Source organism: Gelidibacter japonicus (assembly GCF_010725055.1).
Lineage (GTDB): Bacteria > Bacteroidota > Bacteroidia > Flavobacteriales > Flavobacteriaceae > Gelidibacter > Gelidibacter japonicus.
Map to the genome: position 1 here is coordinate 107110 of NZ_BJKB01000001.1, position 19260 is coordinate 126369.

Sequence of the window (19260 nt, forward strand, 5' to 3'; positions counted from 1 at the left end):
TCACTAATTATTCTGGATGTTTGAAAAGCCATTGCGGAATTTTGGAGAGATTTTTTGAAAGGATGACTTTTAACGGAAAGGGAATCTTGTTCATACTGGCGGCATTAAAGTCTTCCTTCGTTTTTTGAAAAAGGTTTTTAAGACTTCTATTGCTCGCCCCACCTACTCTCATTTTAGTAATGGTCAAGGGCAAATATTTAAACTGATGCTGTTCTTGTTTAAACACTCTTAGAATAAAATCATAATCGGCAGCAATTTTATAGTCCAAATTAAATTGTCCAAATTGCGAATAGACCTCCTTTTTCAAGAACAAGGTAGGATGTGCCGGCATCCATCCGCGGGTCAATAATTTTGGATAGAAGGGCTGGCTTACCCAGTTGCGTACAATTTTGGAAGTATCGTCAAACTGCACATAATGCAAATTCCCATAGACACCATCAAGGGTTTCAGACTTAAAAGCTTCCGCAATTTGTGCAACCACTGTAGGGTCTGCAAGAAAGTCATCTGAATGCACAAACCCAATAACATCGCCCGAAGCCTTGGAAATCCCTTTGTTTAAAGCGTCGTAAATACCTTTATCTGGTTCAGAAACAACGATAATATTAGTGTGTTTTTCTGCTTTTGAATTGATTAAATTGAGGGTATCGTCTTTAGAGTTACCGTCAATGATAATATATTCAATGTCCTTATAAGTTTGTTGCAACACGGAGTCCATACAGACCTCCAAGGTTTTGGCACTATTATATGTAGCGGTTATAACAGAAATCTTCATTTAGTATCGATGTTTTATTCAGTTCTAATTCTTAACCTTATTTCCTTAGCAGGGTTTCCTTGATATATATAATACGGCTTTAAATTTTTGTTAGCCACAGATTTTAATGTCAAGACAGAATGACTTTGACAAGTAACACCCAATGAAACAACAGCTTGAGCTCCAATCCACACACCATCCTCAAGAATAATTGGACCTATAAGTAAATCAAATGCTGGTTTAGTATAATCATGACTTCCACATAAAATCATGGCTCCTTGTGAAAGACAGACATTCTTTCCAATGGTCACCTGGGCTAGATTATCTATCCAAACATCCTCTCCTATCCAGGTATTATCATCAACAGATAAAAACCAGGGATATTTAATATTAACCCTAGGTTTTATAACAACACCACTTCCTATTTTAGCACCAAACAAACGCAGTAAACTCCGTTTTATTGACGATATTGGAACTAAGGGACTTCTAAAAAATAAAATATTTATCAAATACCATAACACACATTTAAATCGAGAACCTGGATGATACCATGTATTGTTATATGAGGACAAATCTGTTATCATAACTGTATGCTATTTACAAATATTACACTATCAATTAAAAATAGAAATCAACAACGCATTCTAAGGTTTATTAATACGCCAGTCTTTACAAAACAGTATTAAGAAGCTCAAAATTGGACGCATGAACAAGAAAATTTAATAGATTTTCTCTGAGGCTTTATTTTTATTCATTAATGTTAGTATGAGCGTTCGTTTTTTTAAACCTCAGTCGTAAGAAAGGCGGTAGCAGAATTTACCTTTTCATGAATGCTGAACAATTACCGAAACGCAACACTTTTGCTTAGGACGACATTAAATTATTGGACAAATTAAGATCATAAAGATTCAGGGCGGTTTTACTTTTCATTATTAGTTACGACACACAAATCTTATTTTAAGACTCTTAAGATATAGACACTTAAATTTAATTCTAACAGCCTCTCGAAATTTCAAGTAGAAATATTGATTGCTATTTTAATTATTATAATATTATTTTATAAGTACATAGTTTTGCAATACTAGAACATCAAGATTCGTTCTAAAAAAACAATCCAATGCTTCTTTGGGATGGTTTACTACAGGTTCATTTTCATTGAAAGATGTATTAATGAGTATTGGTACTCCAGTTTTTTCGTAAAACTTGGTGATCAATGCATGATAACGTGGTCTAAGTTCCTTGTTCACTGATTGTAATCTTCCACTACCATCTACATGGGTTACGGCAGGGATTTTTGATCTCATTTCCTGTTTAATTGGCAATACACGTTCCATAAAAGGAGTGAACTGATAGTTTTCAAAATATGTTGATCCAAACTCTTCTAAAATACTGGGTGCAAATGGTCTAAATGATTCGCGCTTTTTTATTTTCTCATTGAGTAATTGCTGAGCTTTCTCATTTCTCGGATCTGCCAAAATAGAACGACTGCCTAAGGCTCGTGGTCCAAATTCAGCTCTACCGTCAAAAAATCCAACAACCGCACTGGTACTAATTTGTGTTGCTAAATATTCAAAAAGCTGTTCATCTTCCATGTAAGTAGCCTCCAAATTCAATTCATCCAAAATTCCTTTTATTTGATCATTGGTAAACGAAATACCTAAATTCGCATTATACAACGGCTCAATACGTTCGTTTTTTAAATCATTAAAGTAGTAATACTGCGCGGCTCCCATTGATATTCCTGCATCATGCCCAGCACTTGGTATATACAATTGTTTAAATGGCGTATGTTCCAAAACCTTACCATTTGCCACACTGTTTTGTGCAACCCCACCAGCAATACAAACCTTATCTAATCCAGTAAGTTCAAAAGCTCGTATCAAGATCTCAAATATGAGTTCTTCTGTTCTCTTTTGAACACTACTCGCTATATTTTTATGACGCTGTTCAAATTCATCTGTTTTTGACTTCTTCTTACCAAATATAGATTCTATTTTTTCCTTTTTAAATAGAGTGCTGACTATAGGCATATTATTTTCATACGAAATCACACCACCTTCTAAATCAAAGTAACTTTTGTCCCATTCTAAAATCGTTTTTTTTCCGGACCATATAACTTTGCGCATTTCCTCCAAAAAAACGGGCTGTCCATAGGGCGATAAACCCATAACCTTATACTCATCTCCATAATATGGAAACCCTAAGAATTGAGTAAATGCGGAATAAAAAATACCTATACTTACGGGGAAGTCCTGAGACTCCAAAACTTCAATGGTATTGTTTTTGGCTCTCCCAATCATGACTGTCGAAAAATCACCTGAACCATCTATTGAAACAACTGCAGCTTCATCAAAAGGACTGGAAAAAAAGGCGGATGCCAAGTGTGCACGATGGTGTTCTATATATTGGACAGGAGGACAATAACCAAAAGTCTCTGTTATCTGGCCTTCAATAGATTGTAAATCATTCCTATTCGAAAAACGTTGTTTAAACATTGCCATCGCAATTTTCCTATTGCTAAGGGTGTATCTTATTTTATTTTTCAATTTTGCTTTGGGATCACGCCCAATGCAAATAGCGGCCACATCTTTAATGGATATGCCTTCCGCTTCCAAACAAAACGCAATAGATTTCAAAGGTAATCCTGCCCAATGTTTAATGCGCTCAAAACGCTCTTCTTCTGTCGCGAAAATAACTTCTCCATTCCTCAAAAGTGCCGCAGAACTGTCTGCATGATATGCGTTTATGCCTAAAATATACATGTTATTATACGTGTTTTAATAAATTATCAAAATAAGTAATTGTTTTCTTCAAACCTTCCTCCAGATGCACTTTTGGCTCCCAACCATTCAGTTCTTTTTTCGCCAAATCAATGACCGGCCTGCGCTGTAAAGGATCATCCTGTGGCAATGGCATATGCACCAATTTTGATTTTGAATTGGTCAATTTAATAACATTATTTGCCAACTCCAACATGGTAAATTCTACAGGATTGCCAATATTTACAGGCCCTGTAAAGCCATCTCGACTGTTCATCATTCTAATGGTGCCTTCCACTAAGTCATCTACGTACTGAAAACTTCGCGTTTGTGTCCCGTCACCAAAAATAGTGATATCTTTTCCTTGTAAGGCTTGCATGATAAAGTTGGAAACCACACGCCCATCATTTGGATTCATATTTGGCCCATAGGTATTAAAGATTCTGATGATCTTAATATTGACGTCGTTTTGAATATGGTAATCCATAAACAAAGTCTCTGCACAGCGTTTTCCCTCGTCATAACACGATCTTAAACCAATAGGATTGACGTTCCCCCAATAGGTTTCTGGTTGCGGATGCACTGCTGGATCGCCATAAACTTCACTGGTGGATGCCTGTAATATTTTAGCGCCAACACGTTTTGCCAATCCCAACATATTGATGGCGCCCATAACTGAAGTTTTAATTGTTTTTATGGGATTGTATTGGTAATGCACTGGCGAGGCAGGACAGGCAAGGTTATAAATCTCATCTACTTCAATCATATAAGGATTGATAACATCATGTCTTACCAACTCAAAATAATGATTGTCCATGAGATGTTCAATGTTTTTCTTACTGCCCGTAAAATAGTTATCTAAACAGATCACTTCATTCCCCTCTTTCAATAATCGTTCACATAAATGGGAACCGACAAATCCAGCGCCTCCTGTAATAAGTACTCGTTTCATACGTGTTTTATAATCTTTTTTATTTTCAATACAGTATACACTATCGACAAACAGGTGCAATCCCCTATTGATTATTTTTTTATACGATAACGTTTTACCATTCTCGGTTCATTTTTTCATTTTAAGAATTCAAAAACAAGGCTCTATTTTGTGCTATGAGTTCAGGATTTTGAGTGAATTCATCAGCAAATTCAAGGGCTGCCTGTGACCATCTTGAATACTCCAATGGAGACATTTGTGTAGCCTTATTGATCGCATTAATAATCTCCTCTTCTTTTTCGATATTGACATCCCAACCAATCGATTTGGATTCCAAATCCTTCCAAGGGGTGTTACTAGAAATTAAAACAGGCAGGCCGCTTGACAAAGCTTCGATTATGGCATGTCCAAAATTTTCTCCTTCTGAAAGCAAGATCAAGTAATCATAATCGTTCAATGCATTGGGAACGTCTTCACTTGCAAGTACACCTTTGTATTCCACTTTTAAATTTTCAGGAAGTTCGCTTATACTGTTTTGACATTTGCTCCAATATTCTGAATCATATATTGGCCCATAAATTTCTATAATGATCTCCGAGGTGATTGTTCTCATCGCCTTAATCATTTTTAAAGTCCCCTTTTCGATTGACACTCTTGCGATATTAACAAAACGCGTAGGCCCTTCATGCTTTTGTTTAGCTTTTGTGCTACCTTGCGTTTTTCGAGGAAGGTTAGGCGCTATATTCATGCCTTTAAAACATTTTATATGAGATTCAATTTGGATGGCCTCATCTCTATTAGTGGCATGAAAGTGAACATTCTTATAAAGCTTAATTGCATTGGCCAAAATTAAAAACAGCTTCTTTTTAAATTTCTTAACTGTAAATGCTTGAGCATTCAACATACCCCGCGCAGAAACAATAGTTTTATGCTTTTTATCTACCAACAGAATGGGCAGGATTGAAAAAAACCAACTGTATATCCCATTGACATACAAGATGTCAAATTCAGTGTTCTTTATAAGTTTAGCAAGGTTATTTCGAGTCAAGTTTTCCTTAGAAAAATAATAGATTGACGTGTGTTTGTTATACCGGTTCCATGAGTCCGAGTGGATGGTGTCATAAACCTCTTCTGAACAGTAATCCGTATCTCTGGTGATGATTAAAAAATCATAAAATTGGCTTAAATGATCAATCATATTGGCATAAGATCGCACTGGACCTCCTGATTTTGTGCCTGGCAAAAACCAATCAATGGTAATTAGAACTCTCTGACGTTTCAATAGATCTTTGTTTATTTAATAAGTTCCGCTGAAGATATCTATACAAGAATCCTCTAACTATAAAGAATACAATAAGGCCTTTTATCAAGTGATTCAGCACCATGTAAAATTCGTTTCCGGGCCTGATGAGATAACTGAATAAAAAAGGCAACCAAATCAGGTTTAACATATTATTGCTGATATAGGAATTATAAAACCAAAGTGAGATTCTGGAAAAAAACATGCCCAATAAAAAAAGTGCCAATATCGACCCATAAAAGCCGAAATTAATATAAACGTCTCCAATGACACCAATACTCATTGAAGTAGTTGCATTTAATCTATAGCCCGTATAATAATTAAACCGTTGATAGTCGTTAACGACACGTTTGTCTGGGTACAAAAACCGTGGTACCATTGAAGAAGCTATATCTTCCATCAATGCCGTTCCATTTTCAAAAGGCACATGTGTGGGAACATGACCTATTACCATTGACGTCTGAAAACCCTGATTCAACCTACTAATCGTTTGTAACACCGAGTCATTATTATCAATATCTTCACTAAATGTTTCTTGAATGGAACTGAATGTTATTAATTCTGAAAGCAAACCTACTTTTTCTTCAAAAGATATCTCTTGCTCCCAAACCAACTCTCTATATTCAGCTTTTATGCCTTGATAAATAGTTAAAAACAGCATGCCCGTTAAAGCCACTGCTATCTTAATCTTAGTTGATATTTTGTAACGAAGACTAATATACATCAATATAAAAATAGAGAAAACGATAAACTCTATTAACAGTGCATTCAGAATCGAAGTAACAGCTATTTCTAAAAACACAATAATAACAAATAATTTATCAATCTTCTTTTCTGAAAAGATTAAACTAAATACCCCTGGCCATTTCAATATTATGAAAAATGTCACAATGGATCTTAAAGAATAGGGAAGAACGAGCATTGCAAGACTGCTTAGAAGGCCAATTGAAAAAAAGATTCGCCCCAAAGCTGATGCCATTTCAGGATCAATTTGTAAAGGCTTTAATTTTAATTTTGGCCTAAACACAAATAAGCCAGCGATAAACGATAGACTTGCATACGTGGCAAATGGCAAATATTGATCGCTAGGAACGGCCATACTTCCTAGGTCTCCATATTTATACTCCAACATGGGCGCAATACCGTACTGAAGTATATACAACAGGGCTGTCAACTCAAATAAGGGGAAGGATTTGCCCATATTCTTAACCAGCCTATAGCAGAAAAAAAAGAACGCAATGATAAGAATGTATTCAGTCATCAATCCTATTCAAAAATTGCTTATGTTTTTCTCTAAACCCCTCATAGGAAAAGTGTTCTCGCGCGACGGCTACGGCACTTGTTGACATCTCTTCAAATTTAAATTCATCATCAATTAAACTTTTAATACATAAATGATGCTTTTCCAAGTCAAAAGGATCTATACAATAGCCATTCTTCTCCAGAACAATGGCCTCTTGGGAACCATCTTGGTTACCTACTATAATAGGAGATCCGCAGGCCATTGCCTCTAAAGGAGTTAAAGGAATGCCTTCGCCTCTGCCAACGCCCCGGTCAGACACTAAAGAAAAAATACGGGCCGCTCTATAAAATTTAGGCAAATCGTCTTCATGAACCATTCCTGAAAAATAGACGCGATGAGACACTTGATGCACTTCTGCTAACTGTTTTAGGTGGTCAATCATGTCACCTTTTCCAGCAAAAATCAACACTGATTTATCATCAGTTTTGACAACTTTTGAAAATACTTCAATCAGTCGTTCATAGCCTTTGTGAGCTGCGGTGAAAGACAAACGTCCTAAGCTCAGGATCCAAGGGGAATCTATCGGGTTAGGCAGATGATACCTCTTATAAAAATCATCTTCAATTTTCGGTTTTAACGGCGTGAACTTTTCCAGATCAACACAGTCCCATATCACTTCGGTCGTGGCTTTCGCTCTAATACCCTCATCCTCAATGTAGTTTGCTGTAAAATGACAATCACTAACAACATAATCTACTTTATTAAACCCCTCTTCCACTTTAGGGCGTAATCCACTCCACACTTCCAGCCCATAAACGTTTAGAACACTTTTTGCTTTATCAAAAAGCTTAAAACGCACTAAAATCTCGGTGAGATTTACATGTCCTAACCAAATGATGTCCGGTTTCCAAAAATAAACAGCTTGTAAAACCTTAATAAGAAATTTTAGTTTGCTCAATTTTGAAATACCCGATGCATGCCAGGAAACTTCAAACGGTTCTTCAAATCCTCCATCCTGTGGCGCCAGCAGTGAAAAAACCTTAACATTATTTGCTCCTTCTATTTCACGCAACGCACTGATTTGATACCGGTTATATCTACTGATACCGCCTTTATCAAAACACCCAGGTGAGAGATATAAAATTTTCTTCATGAAATTTATTTTTTTTTATAAACAGAATTGGGTGTTAATACATCAGTACTGTTTAGACAACTCATAACACCAATCCATGTGCCATCAGGAACTAAAGTGCCTGGCAATAAAACAGAGTTCAAACCAATGGCAGCCCTATCACCAATAACTACGTTACCAACAATCATAAATTGATCATCTTTATCCGCCATTGTTGAAAATGAATATCTTTTCTGATCGTTCTTATCATTGAGGTTTCTATAGTGATGAGAAAGACTGTAAATTTTGCTTCCAGAGGCGATTGTTACATTTTCTCCAATAGAGACGCCTCCATGGGATTGTATTAAACTAAATGGTGCAATATGAACACCATTTCCTAATAATAAATCGCCCCAAGGAATTTTGTTTTCCCCGGTCTTATGAACCTTTCTTCGGTCAGAATTAAAAGCACCTCCCAATAAAATGGTGTTCTTATCTATCCACACGTTACTACCAACACTTATAGTATGAATGTTTTCGAAATACACCCCCTCATCTATAATGACATTTTCACCACACGATTTAAATTTTTTCCTATAATACATATAGCGCAGTCTTCTGCCTATCCCTCCAGAAATAGGGCGTATAAAAGACTCCACTAGTTTACCAAAATGATTACTCATTCAGCAATTGGATTATGACATCACACACAAACTTAACCTGTTCTTCCTTGAGGTCATAGTAGGTTGGAAGGTTAATACCTTGTTGGTAAACTCGATCCGTTACGGGGGTATTATTAACATCCTTCAAGTACGGCATTTGCGACATCGGATAAAAAAATGGACGTGAATCCACACCACGTTTCTTGAGTTCAATCATAAATTTCTCGCGTGTGTTCCAGTTCCAATTTTTATTTTCCAAACAGATTAACCAATAGGCATTTTCAGCCCATGATTCGGTATTATTTAAATTGACACTATCAATCTTGCCCAAGTACTTAGTGTACCAATCAAAGATTACTTGACGTTTTTTCATAAAGTCATCAATGCGTTCCAATTGTGCACAGCCGAGCGCTGCTTGAACATTGGTCAGTCTAAAGTTAAAACCGGCTGCGGTATGCCAATACCGCTTTTCTTTGCTCATGGCATGATCTCTCAAATACTTACAACGATTGTAAAAATCTTCGTCATCCGTGGTGATCATGCCTCCTTCTCCAGTGGTTAAATTTTTATTGCCATAAAAACTAAAAGTCGCACAATGCCCCCAGGAGCCTACGCGTTTCCCGTGAATTTTAGCACCATGCGCCTCAGCGGCATCTTCAATAACCCACAAGCCATGTTTATTGGCTATTTCCAAAATGACATCCATTTGAGCCGGATGCCCATACAAATGGACTGGCATTATGGCTTTTGTCTTTGGAGTGATCAAAGCTTCTATGCTTTTTGGATCAATACACAAATTAAACTCATCGATATCTGCAAAAACTGGCGTGGCATTACAATGTAAAACAGCATTTGCAGTGGCAATAAACGACAGGTTGGGCATGATGACCTCATCGCCTTCTCCAATGCCGTGAGCGGTTAATGCCAATTGAATAGCTACAGTACCATTACTTACGGAAACAGCATAACGAGATTCGCAAAAATCGGCAAACTCTGCTTCAAAACGATCAATATATTTGCCTAAACTGGAGACCCAGGTGGACTTGACTGCATCTGTAACATAGTCTATCTCTAACTGTGTAATGGACGGTTGTGATATGGGTATAAACATTTTTTAAATTTTTGATAGTATATATTTTAATCTAATTTCATAAGTATGGTCACTATGTGCCCTTTTGGCACCCGCTTCCCGAATTTTTTTCATTTCGTCTGGAAATCTTTTAGCCTTATCCAAAATCGCAAGTAATTCATCATAACAATTGAAAATTAATACCTCATTACCTGGTTCAAAACAAGCTTCAATTGATTTTCTGCTATCCAAAATATGGAGACCGCCACAACCTGCAATTTCAAAAGCTCGACAATTAACAGAGTCAAACTCTCTCATAGGGCTAGTATTTAAAACACCTAAGCCACTTCCAAATATTTTAGATTTTTGCTCTTTAGTTATGAATTTTTTCGTGTGATTTAGTATAATTTCCTTGTACGCCCAATTTGGCGGCGGCGGACCATACAAACCTAATTCAACTTCGTCCTGAATTAACTTTTTTGTAATAAACTGTCTATAATCATAAAAAGAACCAGCAATGACCAATTCATTATTAGATTGCTGATGTGTAGGCTTATGCCAGACAGGATTCATGGCTTCCAAAAGCTGTTCTGCATTAATTCCTAAACTCTTCACTTTATGGGCAGCATAAGCGTCTTTTATATAAACAAAATCCCAATATTCTGAGAGCACACCTCTTTTAGTCATGTTTGCGGCAGGATCACCCCACCAAGACACCGTAACAATTCCTTTTTTCTTACATTCATATAAGACAGATTCATCCAAACTTTGTGTCAAGGAAATCATCAAGTCAATCTTTGTAGTATGAATGGTTTCTAAAATGAACTTTTCTTGATTTGATAATTGTGGGAATAATTTACTCTGGATATCCTTGACCGCACGATAAATTTTGGAATAGGATTTACTTACAGAGATTGTTCCCATATGAATAACCTCATGACCCATTTGTTTCAAAGTAAAAGAAACATTGTCAACAAAGCTATCGTCGAGGCAGTAATTAGGTATTAATATCTTCATCAAATTTTTCTAATAAAGTAGCATATACTTCTTCGCAAAAGTATGGACTTTGTTTGTAATATAATCCTTTCTTACTCAAAGCTTCTCGAAATTGGAATGTGTCCAAATTTGCAAAATCAACTAATAGCATTTTTGGAAATGTTTTTTCAATAATATAATCTTGAGCAGTAATTAATTTATCAGAACACCAGACATCTAAATCTAAAGCTAAATACTCAAAGATTTTATTTGGCGCACAATATTTAACATTTAAAGAATTTGCCTTATAAAGAACGAGGCCAACATCGTATAGGCCTCTTAAACTAGGAATGTCAATATAATTAATACTTCCTTTATACTCGACGTTTTTATATGAATTCAAAGTGTTAATAATTTTTTTATTTGATGTATGTGAATAAAATGTAATTTCAAATTTATTGTTATTTCCATATTGTGTCAATATTTCATTTAAGTACATTCCTTCAAACGAAAGTGAACCTATATATAAAAGTTTAATTGTATTGTTCCCTTTTACATTTTCCTTTGAAGCATATTTAGAGCTCTCGATCGACCATAATCGTGATGGATAATTGGGCATAACCTGTAGTTTTGAAATGTCTAGGGTAGGAAAATCATTTTTAAAAAAATTAAGGCGATCATTATTGGTATGTGAGACCCACCTAGCACTTTTTAAAATTGGCAGTTCGTATTTTCTTCCCAAACGCTCAAATAAAGATTGTTTTTTATAATCTGCCATGGAAAAATATTCGTGGTAATGGACAAAAATATTATATTTATTTAATTGAAATATTTTTTGAAATATTGCCAATGGAGAGACACTTATTGATTCAAAATATAATATATTTTTAGGTTTGAAAATCAGTAAACCAAGACCCTTTATGGTGTAGTTGAAATAGTCAAAAGTGGTTAATATTTTGTTAACTATGCTAAAGTTTGAAGTTCTTAGTTTTTTAGTAGTTATTAATTTATAATCCACATCTTGTTCGTCTAAAAATGATAGAAGATTTAATAAAGGTGGGTAGAGCTCCTTTGGCCGGTAATGTAGAATTAGTAAATTCATTACATTAATAATTGTTAATTGCTTTAATAATTCGTGCCCCAACTATAGCCCAAGTATTGTTTTGTAACGCATTAGACCGAGCCTTTACTCTCATAGATTGATACTTTTCGGGATTAATTATCAGTTGTTCCATCCAAAATCTCAACTCATTGGGATCTCTTGGATCTTTTATTAGATATCCTGTCTGACCATCAATTAAATATTCTGGAATGGCAAATCTATCTGATGCAATTGACACACATCCAAAATAGGACAGCTCATTTATGACTAATGTATTAGTATCTTTCAACGTTGGATGTATTAAGGCAAATGTATTTTCGAAAATCTTAATGAGATCTTTCTTATCTTTCTTATCTGCTTTATTAAAAAAGCCTAGATATTCTACTCCGTTGACCTCTTTAATTTTCTCCCCTGGATCTTCTCCAACAATCCACAAATTGATGAAGTCATAAGATTTTTTTAATGTCTGAAATGCTTCAACTACAACTCTTCCTCCTTTCGGAATAAATTCTCTTGAAATAAATAAAAAATTAAATCCTTTGGTGTATTTATCTTCTTTAGGAATATCGATGAACCCCCCCACTCCAACATTTAGAAAGTTATTACCACCCAGATTATAGGCTTTTTTGGTCTCATTTAAAGCCCACTCTGATCTAAAAAAAACCTTTTCAGCATTCTTTAGCCAATTCGCTTCTTTTTTATAAATTCTATCTAAGTCTTTTTTCTTAAACTCATTTTTATCATTATAGATTTCAACATAAGTAGCAAAGCAGGCATCATTAAAGCAATAATAGGGCTTATCGGGTTGGGTGGAAATCCATTGCGTAAAGCCATGAAAAAAATAGGCATCAAACTCACCTTTTTTATCCTCAAATTGATTGCCTACATCAGTAAGTCGTCGTTCCGAAAAATGATGATAATCTCTTTTTAAATGAAACCTTTTACGTAGGACTGACTTAATTTTAGACATAACATCAGGCTTGGGGTTTATTAAATAATAATCCGTGTCAAAGGAATCCTTGAGGTGATTATAAGTTGCAAAATTAACCCCAGAGCCCCCTCCACTCGATTCTTTTAAACTTGTATTTGTAATATAGGCTAATCTCATTTTGAAAACGATTTTAAATCAAAACTAAATGATTAAGAAAAACTCCATTATGAATAAACACTTTACCGACCATGACCACATATTAGTAGTTGCGCACCATTTAACCCATTTATAAAGACCGTGGACTAAATATAAAAAAATGAGATTCAGTCGCTAATATTAAAATATGCATACTTTACTTTTATGAAACCTTTAATGATTTTTATATTACAAGGATTTAATCAAATTTTCAATAATAAAGTCGTAAGAATATTCCTTTATTATCTCTCCACTACTTGTTCCCATTCTCTTTGCAATCTCTGGATTTTTAGCTAGGAAATCAATTTTTGAACTTAAGTCATTAATGTCTCCCATCTCATAAACATAGCCATTCTCAGCCCTACACAAGTCCACAACAGATCCTACAGTGTTTGATAATATTATTGGCAAATTAAAATTCATGGCTTCATTAACCACTAATCCCCATGTTTCCAACTGACTTGGTAATACCAAAAGATCTCCCGTTAGGTAATAATCCAATAAAGCCCCTTGATTTTTAAAACCCACCATTTTAATTGTGTTGGGTGGATATACTTCACAAGCTTGTTTGACTTCATTATACAACTTACCATCACCTACAATGGTGAGATGTACTCTTTCATTAATTTTTCCAACGGCCTCAATTAAATCAAAAATCCGTTTTTCCGGATGAAGCCTTCCAATAAAGAGAACATTAAACTTATTTGGAATACCCAATTTGTTGCGTATTTCTTCATTGTTATTTTTATGTGCCTGATAATAACTTTCAAATTTGGCATTATCTATGGCATGCGGTAGATGAAGAAGCTGTTCTTCCTTTACCCCGTAAGACTGAAAAAAAGATTTATTCTGTGTGCCTACATAACTGATTTTGGTATATAATGGAAATAGAAACATCCCATATAGAAAATGTTTTATTTTTCTCATCCAACCCACTAATCTTTTATCTCCTTCTATTGAGTTATCTCCCCGAACGTACACTTTTATTTTTAACAACTTACAACAAAAAACAGCCCAGACCATTGTAAAATAATTCCAACCATTTATAACGAGAACATCAGGCCTTTCTTCTTTAAGTCTGCCATAGATACTAAAGTTCATCAAACCAAAAAAACCATTGAACATCCCCTTTTTAAATGCTTTGTTTTCTAAGATCTCGTGCGGATGCCCAGCAACTAAATCCACGTCCCAATTGGGGAGTTCGCCGAGCTCAGGATGGAAGCGCATTCCGTCTTTAGCCAAACCATAATCAGTACAATAGTAAACCTTTAAATCGATTAATTTACTTTGTGTCATTCTATCATAAAGCGGTGAATGGTATTGAATAGGATGTGATTGTAAGAATGATATTTTATACATTTCTAATCTCTAAAGCTTTATTTATACCACCAACCAATGATTTAGCTGAGGCCTTTGCACTGTATTTTTCCAAAGATTCTAACTTAACGTTCCAATTAACCTCACTTAAGAAATAGCTCCTTAATAAGTTTTCAAGCCTTGCATTCAAATCTTTATCAGATTTATTTTCATCATAGGTCATTAAAAACTGGTCAGCATTGCATTCTCTTAAAATATCAACAACCGTACTTTTCTCATGGAAAAAAGCGAAAACGGGGCGTTTACTTAAAATGGATTGAAAAATCTTAGAGGCTGTATAATGCGGTGAAGGACTTCCTATGGCCAACACCCCTTGTGCCTGACCCAAATAATATAGGATATTTAAAAATGGTAATCGGTCCCTTTTTTCAATAACAACATCGGATAGACCATAGTCATTTGCAAGCTCCTGAATTGTTTTCCCAGGATATAGTCCTGTACCAATAAAGTAAAGTTTGATATGATCATTCCATTGATTACTATCTTTAAAACCCTTAATGACAGCAAAAAACTTATGAAAAAAAGAAACTGAATTGGGCAAGAACGCGCCAGCATAGATGTAGGGAATTACATTTTTTTCATGGTTCCATGGCGTTTCAATATCTAACTTTATATCGTGGTCCGTAGGATCAAAACCATAAGGCATGGCCACATCTACTTTGTTTGCGACTTTATCATTTCTGTCCAAAACACCTTGATAATAGGCTTTTGCTACCCCAGAAATCAAACTTGCCCTTTTCACTGCAATGGGTTCCAAAAATTGGGCTACTTTTAAGGCCAGTCTCTGTCGCAACCCTGAGCTCGGATAGTTTTTCATGTCTCGCACCCATGGGTCAATATAATCAATTCCATACGGAATTTTATATTTTGAATAGAGCATTCTTCCTAATAACGAAGGATAATAAGATGGTATCGGAATCCAAATGAAATCAATTTCCTTTGCTGCGATAATTTTTTTGGCACCTCTATAAAGTTGCCAAAAAGACCGAATCCCAATATCACCAAATATTCTGATTTTACCTAATGGAAAGGCATTAACGCGATGCACCTCAAAATGATCTTTAAATGTCCTTTTAAAATCTAAGTCAGGTACTTCCTCAAAAAACTCTTCTTTGACCGTAAGAATTATTGGGTGCCAACCAAATTGCGGCAAAAAGTTACCAATCAATCGAGGTCTATGAACACCGGCTAAATTTGCAGGATGCCAATGCGGATATATGATCAAAAGGTTTTTCATTTAACAATCTCTTTCAATATACTACTTTGGGTTTCCCAAGAAAATGCCTTTGCCCGCTTCCAGCGTTCAACTTTGAATCTGAGTTGTAATAACTCTCTGTCCAATTGGCGAATTTCATCGCTTAACGATGTTTCTATGATTATACCTGCTTGCTTCCCTAATTTCTTTAAAAAATGAGTTTGACCAAAAGTATCAGTAGCTAGTATAAATAGTCCCGCTTGAGCATAGGCTAAAAATTTATTGGTCAAACAAATATCTCGATTTCCATCCGCGTCTCTATTTTCCAATGCTAAACCAACATCCATTTTAGATAGAAACTTATGTAAATTATGTTGGCTCATCGGAGGATGTATGGCTACATTATCTGAGATTTCCATCCGTTGTATAAAACTCGGGTTAGGATTCCCTATCAAGTGAAATTTGATGTCTAAAAACTCCTTCGCAACTTCAAAGACCTCTTCCAATCCTCTTTTTGGACTAATATTCTGTGAGAACCAAACGAAGTTAAGCTTTTCATTAGTCGCGATTGGTTCTCCAAAATCAACCGATCTAAAAGAATTAATAATCACGGCTCTTTTTGTCTGTTGCTTAAAGCTAAAAATAGTTTCACATTTTAATTTAATACCTTGTGAAGCATAAGTTATTGCATCGGCAATATTGAAAGCGGACTGCATAATTACGATTCTGTTCTGATATTCATGCTTTTTGTTAAAATACAATGCTTCTCCCGGATGGTAATCTTCAATATCCAATTGTAACTTTATAGAAGAATTAATGGCTAATTTATAGGCCGGGTAAAAAGCTCCTAAATTGTGGGCAATTACTCTCGATAGATTTACATTTCTGAATAATCGATTTGATCTGAACCACAATTGTGGTGCCTTATCATTATTGGCAAAGGCACAAATTTGGGTGTTATTTTCAAAAAAACCATTGAATACAATTGCCATTTTGTGTATGACTCTGGATACAAGAGTTTCCAGAAATACTTTTTTTCGATCTATTTCTATAAAATTGACTTCAGGGTTTCTTAATTTGATTTCTTTAGTCAAGGCCATACTCCAATCGTCACTCAAAAAGTACATAACGTGACATTTAGCATTGTTTTTCAATGTTTCAAATTCCTTTACCAACCTAGGATTTGTCGCTAAATTCCCCGTTGTAATAAATAAAATTTCAGATGTTTTATTCATTTGATACTCCGTTCTCGAAATCATCATTTCCAAAATAAAAATCCAGATTTGAAAATTCGAAGATACTTAGATGAGAACCATTAACCATAGTTCAACCGTTTACTTTGGTAAGCCATGCAGTTTTTGCTCGTATAGTCTTATATACTCTGAAGAAATCGATTCAACAGAAAATCGTTTTACAGCATCCTTCCTCACAGTTTCCAAATTAACTTCATTCAATCTGTTAACAGCATCGGCCATGCCGTTCACATCTTCAACTATAAATCCATTGATTCCAGATTTAACAACTTCTGGCACTGAGCCTCTATTAAAGCCGATGACAGGAACCCCACAAGCCAGTGCCTCTGCCATGACAATTCCAAAAGGTTCTTCCCATTTAATTGGAAAAAGAAAGGCTTTAGATTTCTGAAACAGCTCTAATTTTTTATCATCATTGATAGGGCCGACATAGCTTATCAAATGATTATCCAAAAATGGTTTGATAGACAATTCAAAATAATCCTCAAAGCCACTAGAGATATTTCCAGCAATCACCAACTTTTCTTGCGTCATAAGTGCTACCTCAATAGCTTCTTTAGTCCCTTTTACATTTTCTATACGTCCCAAAAAAAATAAAATCTCCTTCTTCACGTCATTATTTGGAACAAAAAAATTGGTGTTCGTGAAATTATGAATTGCTGTACACTTAGGTCTAATTGGATGGTTTTTAATCATGTGCTCACCACAAGAGGTAAATGAAAGTTTTTTACCAGCAATTTTGCTAGCCATGACACTTGATTTTTCACTTATTTCACGTTGGTAAGATTGAATGACAGGAATCTTAGCAATTAAAAAAGAAGGATATAAATAAAGCAGGCGACTAAAGCTATGGATGATGTCGGGCTTAATTTCTCTAACTACTTTCGTAAGATATAGAGTATTACTTAAAACATTAAGAATGCCCCTAGAATGTAACTTTGGCCATCCAAAAAGTTTCACTATATTCTTGTTTTTCGAATCTGGATGGGCAACCAAATACACTTCATGTCCTTGATTGCTAAATGCTGTTATTAAGCCATCTACTATTCTTTCTATACCTCCATAGTTGGTAGGAGGAACAGGTATCTCGGGATCTACTGTTAAAAGAATTCTCATATCATTATTTTAAAGCAACTTAATTAATTACGTTAACTTTAGTTGGCAGAATACATTCCTTAAAAATTACTGCTATGTGTTTTGATTATAGAAATTATGCTGAGAGCTAACACTTTCTTCCTAAAGTTCATTGCTATTTATCTTAACATTGTGCCTTTATAAAAAGGATTTCATCAAAGTATTCTCAACTCAATTTAAGATTTTCAAAACATTATTATCATAGCTATTTTTGTTGGCAAAGGCCTTTCTTTTTTCAAATAGCGAGATGTTGGATATATTATCCCAATCTTTTATTTGTTGACCAAAGAATTCAGGAAAGCGCGAGTTATCAAATGTAGTCAACATTGGAAAGAGGTTTTCATTATCATACATACTAATCCTCGTGGAAATTATGGGTTTTCCTGTAGACAGATATTCCATGATTTTATGGGAATTCGAACATTCATTCTTGTCAAACTTATAATCATAGCACACTAAAAAGGCATCAATATTTTGATATGCTGCAGCCAGTTCTTCAGGTGTTACAATACCATGGAGCACACAATTTTCACTCTGACTTAAAAAATCAATAAATTCATAAGTATCTGGAGACGTGTCCACCCCAAGATTCGTATCGGCTGTTTCATACGCGCCATAAAAATGGAACTGCAGCTCTGAATGATTTGAAACGATTTTCTTTAGGACCAACTTATCCAAAATGGGACCTATAAGCAAATTACCTACATACGCAATGTGTTTTGGTTTTGAAACCTCCTTATACTTGTAATCCTTTTGTGAGAAAAAGGGACTGAGACCATGATGCAACAATTTCTTAGATGAAAAATTGGGAAAGGCTCGAAGGATTACTGGAGAAATCGATATTAGTTCATCAAAACCATTATAAGCTTCTCTATACTTAACATTCACTTGATCTACCGGAAAAAAGATAGTACGCTTTGCATTAAATAAAGAAAGATCTGTAAAAACACCATTACAATCAAATGAAATCAAGAAATCCAACTTCGGATGCTTTTTAGTCCAAGATTTGATCTTTAGAGCCAAAATAACGTGATATAAAAATCTAAAATGAAATCTAAATTTGTTGACGTAGTTTGAAATATTGATATTGGTAAGCACAATATTCTTGTGGTCAATGCAAATCTCATCGGTGGGGCTTTTACCCTGAACATTCAAATTTAGAAAGTACACGTTCGCACCCATTTCAGCAAGTGCCAAGGCATAGTGATGTTTAGATATTTTAGACTTTCCCCAGGGTTCAGGAGAAATAATTAAAACATTCTGATTGGACAT

At 35.0% G+C, this 19260-nt stretch carries 17 protein-coding genes; all 17 read right to left on the reverse strand.

What is annotated here, in order from left to right; genetic code table 11:
• Positions 1-7: 7 nt before the first annotated feature.
• The 17 genes from G6N06_RS00460 to G6N06_RS00540 all read right to left on the reverse strand — a co-directional run bounded on the left by G6N06_RS00460 (position 8) and on the right by G6N06_RS00540 (position 19260).
• Positions 8-772, reverse strand: coding sequence for a glycosyltransferase family 2 protein (locus G6N06_RS00460; protein WP_163514089.1), 765 nt, complete (start codon positions 770-772; stop codon positions 8-10).
• Between the two features lie 14 nt (positions 773-786).
• A complete protein-coding gene (locus G6N06_RS00465) occupies positions 787-1335 on the reverse strand; it encodes a WcaF family extracellular polysaccharide biosynthesis acetyltransferase (RefSeq protein ID WP_163514090.1) in 549 nt (182 codons plus the stop codon).
• Between the two features lie 468 nt (positions 1336-1803).
• The gene (locus G6N06_RS00470) at positions 1804-3513 is read right to left on the reverse strand and encodes a carbamoyltransferase family protein (RefSeq protein ID WP_163514091.1); all 1710 of its coding nucleotides are present in this window, start codon (positions 3511-3513) and stop codon (positions 1804-1806) included.
• A gap of 4 nt (positions 3514-3517) precedes the next feature.
• Complete coding sequence (locus G6N06_RS00475) at positions 3518-4462, reverse strand: UDP-glucuronic acid decarboxylase family protein (protein WP_163514092.1); 945 nt, start codon at positions 4460-4462, stop codon at positions 3518-3520.
• Between the two features lie 121 nt (positions 4463-4583).
• Positions 4584-5723 (reverse strand): glycosyltransferase family 4 protein, encoded by a 1140-nt coding sequence (locus tag G6N06_RS00480; RefSeq protein WP_163514093.1) that lies wholly within the window; start codon positions 5721-5723, stop codon positions 4584-4586.
• Positions 5692-6942 carry a hypothetical protein gene (locus G6N06_RS00485; protein WP_163514094.1) on the reverse strand — a complete coding sequence of 417 codons (1251 nt, stop codon included), beginning with the start codon at positions 6940-6942 and terminating at the stop codon, positions 5692-5694. Before G6N06_RS00485 ends, G6N06_RS00480 begins: the two co-directional genes overlap by 32 nt.
• A 52-nt stretch (positions 6943-6994) precedes the next feature.
• Complete coding sequence (locus G6N06_RS00490) at positions 6995-8137, reverse strand: glycosyltransferase family 4 protein (RefSeq protein WP_163514095.1); 1143 nt, start codon at positions 8135-8137, stop codon at positions 6995-6997.
• Between the two features lie 5 nt (positions 8138-8142).
• Positions 8143-8778 (reverse strand): acyltransferase, encoded by a 636-nt coding sequence (locus G6N06_RS00495; protein ID WP_163514096.1) that lies wholly within the window; start codon positions 8776-8778, stop codon positions 8143-8145.
• On the reverse strand, positions 8771-9868 hold the full coding sequence (locus tag G6N06_RS00500; protein ID WP_163514097.1) for a DegT/DnrJ/EryC1/StrS family aminotransferase: 1098 nt from the start codon (positions 9866-9868) through the stop codon (positions 8771-8773). Before G6N06_RS00500 ends, G6N06_RS00495 begins: the two co-directional genes overlap by 8 nt.
• Positions 9869-9871: 3 nt before the next feature.
• Positions 9872-10843, reverse strand: coding sequence for a CgeB family protein (locus G6N06_RS00505; RefSeq protein ID WP_163514098.1), 972 nt, complete (start codon positions 10841-10843; stop codon positions 9872-9874).
• A complete protein-coding gene (locus G6N06_RS00510; RefSeq protein ID WP_163514099.1) occupies positions 10824-11903 on the reverse strand; it encodes a glycosyltransferase family protein in 1080 nt (359 codons plus the stop codon). The genes G6N06_RS00505 and G6N06_RS00510 overlap by 20 nt, the downstream gene beginning before the upstream one ends.
• Positions 11904-11907: 4 nt before the next feature.
• Positions 11908-13011 (reverse strand): glycosyltransferase family 4 protein, encoded by a 1104-nt coding sequence (locus tag G6N06_RS00515; RefSeq protein WP_163514100.1) that lies wholly within the window; start codon positions 13009-13011, stop codon positions 11908-11910.
• Between the two features lie 207 nt (positions 13012-13218).
• Positions 13219-14388: a glycosyltransferase family 4 protein gene (locus G6N06_RS00520; RefSeq protein WP_163514101.1), complete on the reverse strand. Its 1170-nt coding sequence runs from the start codon at positions 14386-14388 to the stop codon at positions 13219-13221.
• A complete protein-coding gene (locus G6N06_RS00525) occupies positions 14381-15643 on the reverse strand; it encodes a glycosyltransferase family protein (RefSeq protein WP_163514102.1) in 1263 nt (420 codons plus the stop codon). The genes G6N06_RS00520 and G6N06_RS00525 overlap by 8 nt, the downstream gene beginning before the upstream one ends.
• Entirely contained in the window at positions 15640-16836 is a 1197-nt protein-coding gene (locus G6N06_RS00530; RefSeq protein ID WP_163514103.1) for a glycosyltransferase family protein, read from the reverse strand. Before G6N06_RS00530 ends, G6N06_RS00525 begins: the two co-directional genes overlap by 4 nt.
• A 99-nt stretch (positions 16837-16935) precedes the next feature.
• On the reverse strand, positions 16936-17970 hold the full coding sequence (locus G6N06_RS00535) for a glycosyltransferase (RefSeq protein WP_163514104.1): 1035 nt from the start codon (positions 17968-17970) through the stop codon (positions 16936-16938).
• Positions 17971-18159: 189 nt separating this feature from the next.
• Positions 18160-19260, reverse strand: a complete 1101-nt coding sequence (locus G6N06_RS00540) for a glycosyltransferase family protein (RefSeq protein ID WP_163514105.1) — start codon at positions 19258-19260, stop codon at positions 18160-18162.

What these genes read in the sequence shown, in the direction of transcription:
- G6N06_RS00485 (WP_163514094.1), bottom strand. Translation starts at nt 6,942, where the DNA reads ATGGGCAAATCCTTCCCCTTATTTGAGTTGACAGCCCTGTTGTATATA.
- G6N06_RS00460 (WP_163514089.1), bottom strand. Translation starts at nt 772, where the DNA reads ATGAAGATTTCTGTTATAACCGCTACATATAATAGTGCCAAAACCTTG.
- G6N06_RS00475 (WP_163514092.1), bottom strand. Translation starts at nt 4,462, where the DNA reads ATGAAACGAGTACTTATTACAGGAGGCGCTGGATTTGTCGGTTCCCAT.
- G6N06_RS00530 (WP_163514103.1), bottom strand. Translation starts at nt 16,836, where the DNA reads ATGAATAAAACATCTGAAATTTTATTTATTACAACGGGGAATTTAGCG.
- G6N06_RS00500 (WP_163514097.1), bottom strand. Translation starts at nt 9,868, where the DNA reads ATGTTTATACCCATATCACAACCGTCCATTACACAGTTAGAGATAGAC.
- G6N06_RS00490 (WP_163514095.1), bottom strand. Translation starts at nt 8,137, where the DNA reads ATGAAGAAAATTTTATATCTCTCACCTGGGTGTTTTGATAAAGGCGGT.
- G6N06_RS00535 (WP_163514104.1), bottom strand. Translation starts at nt 17,970, where the DNA reads ATGAGAATTCTTTTAACAGTAGATCCCGAGATACCTGTTCCTCCTACC.
- G6N06_RS00515 (WP_163514100.1), bottom strand. Translation starts at nt 13,011, where the DNA reads ATGAGATTAGCCTATATTACAAATACAAGTTTAAAAGAATCGAGTGGA.
- G6N06_RS00465 (WP_163514090.1), bottom strand. Translation starts at nt 1,335, where the DNA reads ATGATAACAGATTTGTCCTCATATAACAATACATGGTATCATCCAGGT.
- G6N06_RS00520 (WP_163514101.1), bottom strand. Translation starts at nt 14,388, where the DNA reads ATGTATAAAATATCATTCTTACAATCACATCCTATTCAATACCATTCA.
- G6N06_RS00470 (WP_163514091.1), bottom strand. Translation starts at nt 3,513, where the DNA reads ATGTATATTTTAGGCATAAACGCATATCATGCAGACAGTTCTGCGGCA.
- G6N06_RS00540 (WP_163514105.1), bottom strand. Translation starts at nt 19,260, where the DNA reads ATGTCCAATCAGAATGTTTTAATTATTTCTCCTGAACCCTGGGGAAAG.
- G6N06_RS00525 (WP_163514102.1), bottom strand. Translation starts at nt 15,643, where the DNA reads ATGAAAAACCTTTTGATCATATATCCGCATTGGCATCCTGCAAATTTA.
- G6N06_RS00510 (WP_163514099.1), bottom strand. Translation starts at nt 11,903, where the DNA reads ATGAATTTACTAATTCTACATTACCGGCCAAAGGAGCTCTACCCACCT.
- G6N06_RS00495 (WP_163514096.1), bottom strand. Translation starts at nt 8,778, where the DNA reads ATGAGTAATCATTTTGGTAAACTAGTGGAGTCTTTTATACGCCCTATT.
- G6N06_RS00505 (WP_163514098.1), bottom strand. Translation starts at nt 10,843, where the DNA reads ATGAAGATATTAATACCTAATTACTGCCTCGACGATAGCTTTGTTGAC.